Source organism: Geminicoccus sp., assembly GCF_036263595.1.
In the GTDB taxonomy this organism is placed as follows: domain Bacteria; phylum Pseudomonadota; class Alphaproteobacteria; order Geminicoccales; family Geminicoccaceae; genus Geminicoccus.
In genome coordinates this window covers 1-13,396 of record NZ_DATAGQ010000055.1, presented here as the reverse complement: position 1 = coordinate 13,396, position 13,396 = coordinate 1, and the positions used below count along the sequence as shown (strand labels likewise).

The following is a 13,396-nucleotide window of genomic DNA, read 5'->3' as shown; positions in this document are numbered from 1 at the left end:
TCTGGTGTCCGAGACAAGTCCAGCGGGCACGGGTCGTCTACACGCTTCACGATCTGGGATTCACGCTCCAGCCCGACTGGACGACCGAAGCCAACCGGATCGGATGCTTCGATGGAGTGGTGACGGCCGCCGCCTTTGCCGACTGGATCGTCGCCGTATCGCAGGCGTCCAAGGAGCATTTCCTCCAGGTATTCCCGTTCTTTCCCGAGAGCCGTGTCAGCGTGGTCCATCCCTGCTCGCGCTTTCGCGAGCCGCTCGGCCAAGGCGTCAGGCCGGATGTCTTGGCTCACGTCGAGCCCGGCAGGTTCTGGCTGTCGGTGGGCACGATCGAGCCACGCAAGAACCAGATCCGGCTGGCCGAAGCCTATGCCGCCTATCTTGCCGCGGGCGGACCTGCCATGCCGCTGGTCTTCGCCGGGGGCGCAGGCTGGCTGATGGAGGACTTCCAGATGCGCCTGGACAGGCTGGGCATCGCGGCGAACGTGATCTGCACGGGCTACGTCACCGATGAGAACCTGATCTGGCTCTACCGCAACTGCCACGCCAACCTCTATCCGTCGCTTTTCGAAGGCTTCGGACTGCCGGTGCTGGAAGGCATGCAGTTCGGCGCGCCGACCATCTCGTCGAACAGCAGCTCGCTGCCGGAGGTGGCCGGCGAAGCGGCGTTGCTGCTCGATCCGATGGCCGTCGATGACTGGGCGTCCGCCATGCTGATGATCGCGCGCGATCGCGTGCGGCGGGACAGGATGTCCGCCGACGCGGTCTCACGCAGCGCGATGTTCGACTGGTCGGCCAGTGCGAGGAAGCTGGAAGCGACCTACCAAGCGGCATTGGCGCAGCCCAAGCGCTGAAATCCATCAAGCTGAGGGGACGATGTTGAGCAAGCGGACATGGATCGATCTGGTCCGGCGATCGATCACCAAGTCGATCGCTCTCCTGCCGAACCGGACCGGGCCGGCGGTGGTAGGCGTCAAAACCACTCGCGACGGGTCGACCGGAGAGCAGGTGTTCGATGCCGACCAGGTCGTCAACAGCCTCTATGAGGCGGTGCTGAAGCGGGAGCCCGACCGGAAGGGATTGAATGACCATGCGCGCTCGCTGCGGAACGGCGCGCGCCTGACGGAGGTCATGAACAGCTTCCTCCGGTCGAAGGAATTCGCGACCAAGGTCTATGACGAGGTCGACCGATTTCCCCTGGATGCCGGTGGCCCGCTGCGCATCGACCTGGACGGCGAGGGGACCCATACCGGCCTTTGGGAGCATGTCGCCGAAGTCTGGTCCGGCTATGGCGTAAGCGACCCATATTGGTCGGTCCTGACGGACGAGCGCTGGCGCGCCCACAACATGGGCCGGGCCGAGGTGCTGGACGAATTCTACAAGAGCGGCTCGAACGGAATCCGCCGCATGGAGACCTGGTTCGAGAGGAACGGGCTGCAGATCAACTCCGACATGGTCTGCGCGGAGTATGGTTGCGGCGTCGGGCGCTGCACCCTATGGCTGGCCCGCCGCTTCCGCAGGGTCGTGGCGTTCGACATCTCCCAGCCTCATATCGATGCCGCCCGCGCCGCTTTGAAGGAACGGGGCGTCACCAACGTGGACTTCGTCCTGGTGCGCGGGCCAGACGATCTGAAGCATCTTCAGGGAGTCGATGTCTTCTTCTCGATCATCGTTCTTCAGCACAATCCTCCGCCGATCATCGTCGACATCCTCAAGGCAGCGCTTGGTGGATTGAAGCCCGGCGGCGTCGCGTACTTCCAGGTTCCGACCTACAATGCAGGCTATTCCTTCGTCGAGGAAGAGTATCGCAACGATATGCAGCGCCGGAAGACCATGGAGATGCATTGTGTTCCGCAGCGCGTGGTCTTCGATCTTGCTGCCCGCAACGGGCTGCAACTTGTCGAGATCCAGCCGGACAACATGACGGGTGGTCCGCAGATCTGGATTTCGAACACGTTCCTGATGCGCAAGTCGAGCTGACGCCAGAGCAGAGGCGACGGCGGACTCTCTGGCGAGGTTGAAGGGACCATGCGCGACTGATCCCCGACGATTCCCTTGCAGCAGCGCGGCACATCCCCGCGCAAGATCCGTTCTGTTCTGACCGGCGACCGAGTTGCATGGGATGGTGTCTTGGCTGGCAGTCAGCATGCATAGTGTTCTGGAAGTAGGGAAACAACCATCAACCAAGACAGCTACGCCCTGGCAGTGGGCGAGTCTTCGCAGAGAAGTCATTCTGGGTCTGCTGGTCACCGTCCTCGTTTATATCGTGCTTCTCTGGCATAACTGGAACTATGTCATCACCGATGTCGCCCCGTATGGCGACATCGCCGCCGATATGCTGCTGATCGAGCGAGCCAAGCATGACTGGCTGCTGATCGGGCACTATTCGCGCTTCGGCTTCAACCACCCGGGGCCGTTCTTCCTGTACGCTCGCCATCTTGCCGAGATGCTTGTCGGCGATGCCTTGCCGAGCCCCTACAATGCCCACCTTCTGGTCATCATCGGGCTCAGCGCCGTGTTCATCGGGATTGCGGCATCCACCGTGGCCGCCCTTGTCGATTCCGATCGAAAGACGGCCGTCATGGCGGCCGCCGCCACCGTCCTGGTCCTGCTGATCCAGGACCAGGGGATCGGGATCCTGGCTCACCCCTGGATGCCTTTTCAGCTGGTGCCGCCGTTCTTCGCCTTCGTCCTGCTGCTGGCCGGAACGGCGCTAGGGCGGCTGTGGATGCTGCCCGTCGCCAGCCTGTGCGGGGCGGTGCTAGTCCATGGCTATCTGCCGCTGGTCCCCTTCGTCGCCTTGCCCTGGCTGCTGGCGCTGGGCTGCGCGGTGCTTCAGCGCCGACGGTCCGATCCACAGGCGCCCATGCTCCCTGCCGGACCGCTGGCGCTGTCGGCCGTCATCATCAGTGTCTTCATGATGCCGCTGATCCTGGACATGGCAGTCCATCCGCCAGGTAACATCATCAAGCTCTGGAACGTCACCCGGGCGATCACGCCACAGAGCGGCGCTTCATTGGGGGACGTCGCGGCCTTCATCTGGCAGTTCTGGAAGCCGGCGGCGCCCGTCTATTCCGACCTGTCCATCTTCTCGGTCACGCCTGCGCTGTGGATCCTGGCGGCCTTGTGCATCCCGGTCGCTTGCCGGGACCCGAAAGCCAGGTCCGCTGTCGCCCACGTCATTGTCGTCGCGGCGTTGATGACGCTGCTGCTGGCCCTCTATGTCTGGCGTGCGCCGGGTCCGCCATACCCCTACATCGCGGAGTTCTACCTGGCCGTGCCACTGGCCGTCATCGCGGTCGCGACAGCCGGCGCGGCCATCGTCATAGTGCGGTGGGCGCCGCGTTCGGTCGGGCTGGCCGTGGCCGCGCTGAGCATCGTGCTGGTGTCGAAAGGATCGCTCACCAGCCCAAACCAGAACGTGGCGGGCATCCGGGAGTTGTCGGACGGCGTCCTCGACCATCTGGGCGACCGCAAAGGCGAGGGCGTCCGGATCAGCTTCGACAACCACGACAACTGGGTGTTCGTGACCGGTCTGTTGCTAGACCTGGAGCGCAGGGGCGTGCCGATCTGCGTCGAAGCTCCGCATCTGGCGGTCCTGTTCACGCCGGAACGCATCTGTGAGCGCACGGCTCCAGGTCATCGCTACGTGTTGGTCGCAAGTTCTGCCTGCGCAACGACCTGTATCGCCCGGTCGCAATCACTGCCTCTCGGCCTGGCGCTGCCCCCGGAGGTCCCTCCCTATCTGCTGGGCACGGTTCTGGACGTCGTGCCCGGCCGGGACACCGGCCGGCCCTATCGCGGGAGCGGCTGGTCGATCCCTGACCTCGACGGCATCTTTTCGAACGCGCCGGAGGCTGAATTCAACCTGCCGGTGGCGCAGTTGACCGACGCACCCCTGCAGTTGCGGGTCAAGGCGTGGAGCTTCGTCGCCAAGGAATTGCCTCGCCAGGAGATCGAGGTCGTCGTGAACGGGCAGCCCGTGACGACCTGGGTATTCACGACAGCCGATCCCATCGGCGAGCGCGTGGCGACCATCCCGGCCGAGGTCGCGAGGCTGCAGCAGCCCTTGTCGATCCTGTTCCGCATGCCCAACGCGGCATCGCCATTGTCGCTCGGCCTGTCGACCGACTCGCGGCAGCTCGGTATCGGCCTGCAGTGGCTGCGGCTCGACGCGGCTCCCCACAAGACAGGCCTGAGCCAAGAACCGTAACGAACGGGTCTCGAAAGCTCCGGCAAGATGCGGCGGGGCTGGTTGGGATGGTCCTGTTTGAGATCATGTGGTCGATGACGAGCGTCTCCTTCACCGGAGCCTTTCCCGGCAGCCATGTGGCTGCCGCTGGCGACGTGATCGTCACAAGATTGCCGCCCTTGAGGGAGCGCTCGGGCCCGTCGGGACTTTCTCCATAGATGCCCGGTAGAGCGGAGAGATCGAGATGTGCGGTTTGTGCGGCGAAGCGCGGTTCGATGGACGACCGGCTGGAACAGCCGCGACGGAGGCGATGACTGCCGTCCTGGCGCCGCGCGGACCAGATGACAGCGGGATCCTGTCGCGAGGCAGGGTGACGCTTGGCCATCGCCGGCTGAGCATTATCGACCTGTCGACCAAGGCGGAACAGCCGATGACCGATCCCGGTCTCGGCCTCAGCATCGCCTTCAACGGCTGCATCTACAACTACCAGGAGTTGCGCGACGAGCTGCACGGCCTGGGCTATTCCTTCTTCTCCCACGGCGACACCGAGGTGGTGATCAAGGCGTATCACGCCTGGGGCACGAATTGCGTCCATCGGTTCAACGGCATGTTCGCGTTTGCGATCCACGAGCGCGACAGTGGCCGGCTCGTGCTCGCGCGTGACCGCTTCGGGATCAAGCCCCTCTATTTGGCCGAGACGGACGGCGCGCTCCTGTTCGCCTCCTCGCTGCCGGCCCTGGTGAAGACGGGCCGGGTCGACACCTCGATCGACCGGGTGGCCCTCCAGTACTACATGACCTTCCACGCGGTGGTACCGGCGCCGCACACCATCCTGAACGGGGTGAAGAAGCTGCCGCCCGCCACCATCCGCGTGGTGGAGGCCGACGGCACCTCCCGTGAGGAAGTGTACTGGCGGATGGATTTCGATCGCTCCGAGGTCGACGAGAATCGCTCCGCGGACGAGTGGCGCGACCTCCTGCTCGACGAACTGCGCCGTTCCGTCGAGCGGCGCATGGTCTCCGACGTGCCGGTGGGCGTGCTGCTGTCGGGCGGGCTCGATTCCAGCCTGATCGTCGGCCTGCTCGCCGAGCGGGGCCAGAAGGACCTGGAGACGTTCTCGATCGGGTTCGAGGCGGCCAATGGCGAGAAGGGCGACGAGTTCCGCTACTCCGACCTGATCGCCAAGCACTACGGCACGGTGCACCACAAGATCTTCGTGCCCGAGGCCGAGATGATCGAGAACCTGCCGGGCGCCATCCGGGCGATGTCCGAGCCGATGGTCTCCTACGACAACGTCGCCTTCTACATGCTGTCCCGCGAGGTCGCGAAGCGGGTGAAGGTAGTCCTGTCGGGGCAAGGCGCCGACGAGGTGTTCGGCGGCTACCACTGGTACCCGCCGCTGGCCGGCTCGAACGACCCCGTGTCGGAATATGCTCAGCGGTTCTTCGACCGCGACCATGCGCGCCTGTCCCGCCACCTCGCGCCCGAGTGGCAGATCGAGACCGATGAGGCCCGTGCCTTCGTCGCCGCCCATTTCGGCCAGGCCGGGGCGAGCGATCCCGTCGACAAGGCGCTCCGCCTGGACAGCCTGGTCATGCTCGTGGACGACCCGGTCAAGCGCGTCGACAACATGACGATGGCCTTCGGGCTGGAAGCCAGGGTGCCGTTCCTCGACTACAAGCTGGCCGAACTGGCCGCGCGCATCCCCTCCCGGCACAAGCTGGCACGGGGGGGCAAGGGGGTGCTGAAGGAGGCGGCTCGCCAGGTCATCCCGCACGAGGTCATCGACCGGGAGAAAGGCTACTTCCCAGTGCCGAGCCTGAAATACATCGAGGGCTCGCGGCTGGAGTTCGTCCGTGCCGCCCTGTCCAGCCGGGCCGCCCGCGAGCGCGGGTTGTTCCGGCAGGACTATCTCGACAGCCTCTATGCCAACCCGCGTGACGCGATCACGCCGCTGCGCGGATCGGAACTCTGGCAGGTCGGCCTGCTGGAGCTTTGGCTGCAGGCGCAGGGAATCTGACCATGACGAATGCCGATCTTGCGGTCCGGGGCGAAGCCTGGATCGATTGCGGCTGGGGACGGCTCATGTTCGGTCAGACCTTCGACCGGCACGAGCGACTGACGGAGGCCATGCGTGCCGAGGGGCCCGACCGCCGCGACGTCGCCATCTACGTCCAGGATCCGCACGTGATCCTGGCGATGGCGCCCCACGAGATGTTCCTCGACCCTTCGCACACCTTCCGCCTGCGGCTTTCGGACTATCGCCCGAGCAGCCGGGCGCCCGCCGGGTTCCGGATCCGCCCGCTCGACCCGCGCCTGGACATCGACGAGGTGAACCGGATCTACGCGGTCCGGCACATGGTCCCGATCCGGCCCGCCTTCTTCGAGGGCCGGCACGCGGCCGACGGCATCCGCGTGTTCGTGGCCCAGGACGATCATACCGGCCGCATCCTGGGCACGGTCATGGCGGTCGACCATATCGAGGCCTGGGGCTGCCCCGAGAGGGGCTCGTCGTTCTGGTCGCTGGCCGTGGACCCGCAGGCGACCCAGCCAGGGATCGGCGAGGCGCTGGTCCGCGCGGCGATCGAGTATCTGGCGCAGCGGGGTGCCGCCTATACGGACCTCACGGTCATGCACGACAATGAGCAGGCGATCGCTCTCTACGACAAGCTCGGGTTCGTCCGGGTTCCGTACTTCACGATCAAGCGCAAGAACCCGATCAACGAGCGGCTGTTCACCGGCCCGTCACCCGACGAGGCGCTCAATCCCTATGCACGCCTGATCGTGAACGAGGCGCGCCGGCGCGGCATCGATGTCAACGTGACCGACGCAGAAGGCGGTTTCTTCCGGCTGTCGTTCGGCGGACGGTCCATCCACTGCCGGGAAAGCCTGAGCGAGCTCACCTCGGGCGTCGCCGTCAGCATCTGCGACGACAAGGCGGTCACCCGCCGGATCGTCCAGGCAGCCGGCGTGGCGGTGCCAGAGCAGATCGAGGCCCGGGACCAAGACGAGCTGGCCGATTTCCTGGCCACCCATGGCAGCCTGGTCGTGAAGCCGGCGCGCGGCGAGCAGGGACGCGCCGTCGCGGTCGGCCTGGAGACCCTGGAGGATGTGGAAGCGGCCGTGGAGGCTGCGCGGCACTACTGTGACCGGGTCCTGGTCGAGCGGCGCGCCGAGGGCCAGGACCTGCGCCTGGTGATCATCGGCTTCCGGCTGGTGGCTGCCGCGATCCGCCGGCCGGCGCAGGTGACGGGGGACGGGAAGACCACGCTGCGCGACCTGATCCAGGCGCAGAGCCGGCGGCGTGCGGCGGCGACCGGTGGCGAATCGACCATTCCGCTCGACGAGGAGACCGAACGATGCGTGGCGTCGGCCGGTTTCGCGCTCGGCGACGTGCCGCCCGACGGCGTGGAGGTTCAGGTGCGCCGCGCCGCCAACCTCCACACGGGCGGCACCATCCACGACGTAACCGACGAGGTTCATCCGCTGCTCGTGGAAGCAGCCATTCGTGCCGCTCGCGCGATCGACATTCCGGTGGTAGGCATCGACTTCATGGTCCGCTCGCCACGGGAACCGGAATACGTGTTCATCGAGGCCAACGAACGGCCTGGGCTCGCCAATCACGAGCCACAGCCGACGGCCGAGCGGTTCATCGACCTCCTGTTCCCGCAATCAATGCCTGCGTGCGTGCGTCAGGCGGCGTTCCACGAGCGAAGCGAACATGCCGCGATTGGTGATCGACACTGAGTATCTAGCCGCCCAGTTGGCGGGCCTCCTCGATATCCCCAGTCCCACAGGATACACCGATACGATCGTGCGGGCGGTCTGCCGTGAACTGGAGCGGCTGGGCCTGGCGCCGACCCTCACCAGGCGCGGTGCCGTCCGCGCCGTGCTGCGCGGGCGCGAGACACGCCCGGCGCGCGCCATCGTCTCGCACCTCGACACGCTGGGCGCGCAGGTCAAGAGGCTGAAGGAGAACGGCCGGCTCGAGCTGATCCCGATCGGCACCTGGTCGGCCCGCTTCGCCGAGGGTGCCAGGGTCGCCGTGTTCACCGAGGGCGGCTACCTGCGCGGGACGATCCTGCCGCTGAAGGCGTCAGGCCATATCTTCAACGACGAGGTCGACCAGCTTCCCGTCGGCTGGCCTTATGTGGAGCTGCGCCTGGACGCACGGGTCAGCAGCGTTGCGGATCTGGTGCGGCTGGGAGTCGAGGTGGGCGATACGGTCGCCATCGATCCGCAGCCCGAGTTCCTCAAGAACGGCTACATCGTCTCCCGCCATCTCGACGACAAGGCAGGCGCCGCCTTGATGCTGGCGGCCCTTCGCTCGTTGTTGGAGCAGGGCCAGGTGCCGCCCGTGGATGTCCATTTCGTGTTCACCATCGCGGAAGAGGTGGGCGTCGGCGCGTCGGCAGCCCTGACCGACGATGTCGCGGCGGTGGTGGCGGTCGACAACGGCACCAGCGGTCCCGGCCAGAACTCGGAGGAGTTCGGGGTGACCATCGCGATGGCCGACCAGACAGGGCCGTTCGACTACCATTTGACCCGAGCCCTGGCCCGCCTGTGCCGGGACGAGGAGATCCGCTACCAGAAGGACGTCTTCCGCTTCTATCGCTCCGATGCGGCCGCGGCGGTCGTGGCGGGCCATGATGTACGCAATGCCCTGATCACGTTCGGCGTCGACGGGTCGCACGGCTACGAGCGGATTCACATGCACGCCCTGCGCTCCGTGGCGGAGCTCATCACGGCCTATGTGCTGAGCCCGGTGGAGTTCCAGCGCGACGCGGCTCAGGAAGCGCACGGCATGAAGGGCTTTCCACGGCAGCCCATACCTGAGGAAATGGCCAGGGAGCCGAACGCGCCGACCATCGACGCGTGAGCGCTATCCGGTCCCATTGAACCAAACGCCCCTGTTGATGCAACGATGGCGGCTGCTCGCCGTTCTCTGCTGGGATACACCAGCTCTCGGGAGGCATGAGCAGCATGGCCACACGACGTACCCTGCTTGGCGGCCTGACAGCTGCGGCCCTTCTCACCCTGCCGATCATGCCTTCCGCCATCGCTCAGGTGCCGAACGACGTGCTGGTCGTGGGGCAGATCGCCGAGCCGGCTTCGCTGGATCCTGCCGTCAGCACCGCCACCAACGACTTCCGGATCGTCATCAATCTTTATGAAGGGCTGGTCCGCTACAAGCCGGGCACGCTCGAGGTCGAGCCGGCGCTGGCCGAGAGCTGGACCATCTCCGAGGACGGCCGGACCTACGAGTTCAAGCTGCGCCAGGGCGTCACCTTCCATGACGGCACCCCCTTCGACGCGGAGGCCGTGAAGTTCAACTTCGAGCGGCTGCTCGACGAGAACCATCCGGCGGCCGGCACCGGTCCGTTCCCGCTCTCCTTCTTCTTCTCCTCGGTCGAGAAGGTCGAGGCAATCGATCCCCAGACGGTCCGCTTCAGCCTGACGGAGCCCTACGCGCCGTTCCTCTCCAACCTCGCCTATCCGACCGGCCTGCTGGTCTCGCCCAAGGCGGTCACCGAGCGCGGCACGGAGTTCGGCCGCCAGCCGGTCGGGACAGGGCCGTTCCGCTTCGTGGAGTGGCAGGGCAACCGCCAAGTCACGATCGAGAAGAACCCGGACTATTGGGGCGATCCCGCCAAGCTGCAGGCGGTGATCTTCCGGCCGATCACCGATGCCAACACACGGGCGGCCGAAATGCTGTCAGGCGGCATCGACGTCATGGTGGAAGTACCTCCCGATGCCTTGGCCCAGTTCCAGGGGACGGAGGACTTCAAGGTCTACGAGCAGGCCGGCCCGCATCTCTGGTTCCTGATCCTCAATACCAAGGAAGGGCCGCTCAAGGACAAGCGGGTCCGCCAGGCGGTGAACTACGCGATCGACAAGCAGTCGATCGCCGACAACATCCTTCAGGGCACCGCCGAGCCGGCCAAGGGGCCGATAGCACCGGCCTTCGCCTGGGCCTACGACCCGTCGCTGCAGGGCTACCCCTACGATCCCGAGAAGGCGAAGGCGCTCTTGAAGGAAGCGGGTGCCGAGGGTGCCTCGCTCACCTTCTATGTGGCCGAGGGCGGGTCGGGCATGCTCGATCCGGTCGCCATGGGCACGGTCATCCAGTCCAACCTTGCCGATGTCGGCCTGGACGTGAAGATCGAGACCTATGAGTGGAACACCTTCCTGGCCAACGTGAACCCGGGCCTCGCCGGCAAGGCTGACATGGCCGAGATGGCCTGGATGACCAACGATCCGGACACCCTGCCATACCTGACGCTGCGTACCGACGCACTGCCCGAGAATGGCGGCTTCAACTCCGGCTATTACTCCAACCCGGAGCTCGACAAGGTCCTGGATGAGGCGCGGCGCAGCACCGACCAGGCCAAGCGCGGCGACCTGTACCGGCAGGCTCAGAAGATCATCGTCGACGACGCACCCTGGGCGTTCGTCGCCCACTGGAAGCAGAACGCCGTGACGACCGGCGCCGTTCAGGGATTCGCGCTGCAGCCCTCGTTCTTCCTGCTGCTCGACGACGTATCCAAGCAGTAGGGCGGCTGCGTCATGGCCGGCTATGTCGTGGGGCGCCTCCTGGCCCTGGTGCCGGTGCTGTTCGGGCTGAGCCTGATCGTCTTCCTGATCATGGCGCTCATCCCCGGCGACCCGGCACAGGCCCTGCTGGGATCCTATGCGACGCCGGAGAACGTCGCCCGGATCAACCGCGACCTCGGCCTCGACCGCAGCCTGCCGGTCCAGTACCTCACCTGGCTCGGCAACGTGCTGACCGGCGATTTCGGCCAGTCGTTCAGTTTGAACCGGCCCGTCCTGGACGAGGTGAGCGAGCGGTTCTCCGCCACGCTGATCCTGGCGGGCGTGGCCCTGGTCCTGGCCTCCGTCCTCGGGCTGCTGGCCGGGATCGTGTCCGCCGTGCGGCAGTATGGCCTGGCCGACAAGCTGGTGACCTTCGCGGTGCTGATCGGGATCTCCCTGCCGTCCTTCTGGCTGGGCCTGCTCCTGATCCTGTTGTTCGCGGTGCGCTGGCGGCTGCTCCCGGTGAGCGGGATGTACGCCATCTATGGAGGCGGCGGCCTGCTCGACCTGCTCTGGCACCTGGTGCTTCCCGCGGTGACGCTGGCGATCGTGGCAGCCGGCGTCATCGCCAGGCTCACCCGCTCGGCCATGCTCGAGGTGCTGCGGCAGGACTTCATCCGGACCGCGCGTGCCAAGGGCCTCAGCGAGCGACGCATCGTGTTTCGCCATGCGCTGAAGGCCGCCATGGTCGCGGTGATCCCGGTCATCGGTATCCAGGCCGGCTTCGTGCTGGGCGGTGCCGTCTATATCGAGACCGTGTTCCAGTGGCCGGGCATCGGCCGCATGCTGGTCGATGCCATCGGCACGCGCGACATCCTGCTCGTCCAGGGCGGGGTTCTGGTGGTGGCTGCCAGCTACGTCCTCTTCAACCTCCTGGCGGACGTCCTGCAGCGGCTGCTCGACCCGAGGATCGCCGCATGACCGGCTTCCTGCCGTTGCTGCGCCGGCTGCTGCGCAACCGCCTGGCGGCCATCGGGCTCGTTCTGCTGGTCCTGATGGTCGCGATCGCCCTGGCGGCACCGATCCTGCCGCTGGCCGACCCGGGGGCGGCAGCACCTGCCAAGCGCCTGCTGCCGCCGTTCAGCCAGGACGCCTGGCTCGGCACCGACGCGCTGGGGCGCGACCTGCTGGCAAGGCTCGTCTGGGGCACACGGCTGAGCCTTGCCGTGGGCGTATCCGCGTCCCTCCTGGCGGCGCTGATCGGCTCGGCCATCGGCTTGGTCGCCGGCTATGTCGGTGGCTGGACGGACACGCTCCTGATGCGTGGCATCGATACGCTGATGGCCTTCCCCTACCTGCTCCTGGCCCTGGCGATCGTGGCCGTGCTGGGACCGGGCCTGCTGAACGCGCTCTACGCCGTCGTGGTGGTCAACATCCCGTTCTTCGCCCGCAATGTCCGCGGCGTGACGGCCGGGCTGCGCCATCGCGAGTTCGTCGACGCGGCACGCCTCTCGGGCATGGGCGAGGTCCGGATCCTGATGGCCGAGGTGCTGCCCAACGTCATGCCGGTGATCGTGATCACCGTCTCGACCACCGTCGGCTGGATGATCCTGGAAACGGCCGGTCTGTCCTTTCTGGGCCTGGGCTCGCAGCCGCCGCAGGCCGATCTGGGCTCCATGCTGGGCGAGGGCCGCAAGGTCCTGATCAACGCGCCGCACGTGGCGGCCGTGCCGGGGCTCGTGGTGTTCCTCATCGTGATCAGCATGAACCTGGTGGGCGACGGCGTGCGCGATGCGCTCGACCCGCGGCTGCGCTCCGGGATCCCCGGACGTCCCGGAGCGGCCACCAGCGTCGAGCGCGACGCCTCCACCGTTCCTGCAGCCGTGCCGGGCGCCATCCTGTCGGTGGCGGGGCTCCGCACCGCCTTCGATACGGCAGCAGGACGGGTGGATGCGGTCAAGGGGGTGAGCCTGCACGTGGCGCCGGGCGAGTGCCTGGGCATCATCGGCGAATCCGGATCCGGCAAGTCGGTGACGGCGCTCTCGATCGCGCGCCTGGTGGCCTCGCCGCCGGGCGTCATCCGGGCAGGCTCGATCCAGTTCGGCGAGGACGATCTGCTCGCTTTGCCACAAGGCCGCCTGCAGCGCCTGCGCGGTGACCGGATCGCCTATGTGTTTCAGGACCCGCTCACGACCCTCCATCCGCTCATGCGGATCGGCGACCAGGTCGTGGAGGCGATCCGTGCCCATCGGTCGGTGCCGGAGGCGCAGGCACGGCAACAGGCGGTGGATCTGTTCACATCGGTCCAGCTGCCCGATCCATCCACGATCGCGACGGCCTATCCGCATGAGATTTCTGGCGGGCAGCGCCAGCGCGTATCGATCGCGATGGCGCTCGCCAACGACCCCGACCTGATCGTGGCGGACGAGCCCACGACCGCGCTGGATGTCACGGTCCAGGCGGAGATCCTTCACCTGCTGGGCCAGCTCCGGAGGAGCCGGCAGCTCGCGGTCATCTTCATCAGCCACGATTTCGGGGTGATCAGCCAGATCTGCGATCGCGTCGCGGTGATGTATCGGGGCGAGATCGTCGAGGAGGGCACGGCAGCGGACGTGCTGGCACGGCCGCGGCACGCCTATACCAGGCGCCTGCTCGCGGCGGTGCCTGTGCTCG

General features: G+C 66.6%; 9 protein-coding genes. All 9 read left to right on the top strand.

From position 1 onward, the window contains the following. The coding region (locus VHL31_RS04640) for a glycosyltransferase family 1 protein (RefSeq protein WP_329660037.1) at nucleotides 1-851 on the top strand (851 nt) is incomplete at its 5' end. A gap of 22 nt (nucleotides 852-873) precedes the next feature. After that, nucleotides 874-1,977, top strand: a complete 1,104-nt coding sequence (locus VHL31_RS04635; RefSeq protein WP_329660036.1) for a methyltransferase domain-containing protein — start codon at nucleotides 874-876, stop codon at nucleotides 1,975-1,977. Nucleotides 1,978-2,263: 286 nt separating this feature from the next. Then, entirely contained in the window at nucleotides 2,264-4,210 is a 1,947-nt protein-coding gene (locus tag VHL31_RS04630) for a hypothetical protein (RefSeq protein ID WP_329660035.1), read from the top strand. A gap of 223 nt (nucleotides 4,211-4,433) precedes the next feature. After that, nucleotides 4,434-6,209, top strand: a complete 1,776-nt coding sequence (locus VHL31_RS04625; protein WP_329660034.1) for an N-acetylglutaminylglutamine amidotransferase — start codon at nucleotides 4,434-4,436, stop codon at nucleotides 6,207-6,209. Between the two features lie 2 nt (nucleotides 6,210-6,211). Next, nucleotides 6,212-7,936: an N-acetylglutaminylglutamine synthetase gene (gene ngg, locus VHL31_RS04620; RefSeq protein ID WP_329660033.1), complete on the top strand. Its 1,725-nt coding sequence runs from the start codon at nucleotides 6,212-6,214 to the stop codon at nucleotides 7,934-7,936. After that, a complete protein-coding gene (locus VHL31_RS04615; protein WP_329660032.1) occupies nucleotides 7,911-9,068 on the top strand; it encodes an osmoprotectant NAGGN system M42 family peptidase in 1,158 nt (385 codons plus the stop codon). The genes ngg and VHL31_RS04615 overlap by 26 nt, the downstream gene beginning before the upstream one ends. Nucleotides 9,069-9,172: 104 nt before the next feature. Then, on the top strand, nucleotides 9,173-10,744 hold the full coding sequence (locus VHL31_RS04610) for an ABC transporter substrate-binding protein (protein ID WP_329660031.1): 1,572 nt from the start codon (nucleotides 9,173-9,175) through the stop codon (nucleotides 10,742-10,744). Nucleotides 10,745-10,756: 12 nt separating this feature from the next. Continuing rightward, entirely contained in the window at nucleotides 10,757-11,704 is a 948-nt protein-coding gene (locus tag VHL31_RS04605; protein ID WP_329660030.1) for an ABC transporter permease, read from the top strand. Further along, the coding region (locus tag VHL31_RS04600) for a dipeptide/oligopeptide/nickel ABC transporter permease/ATP-binding protein (protein WP_329660029.1) at nucleotides 11,701-13,396 on the top strand (1,696 nt) is incomplete at its 3' end. The genes VHL31_RS04605 and VHL31_RS04600, both read left to right, overlap by 4 nt.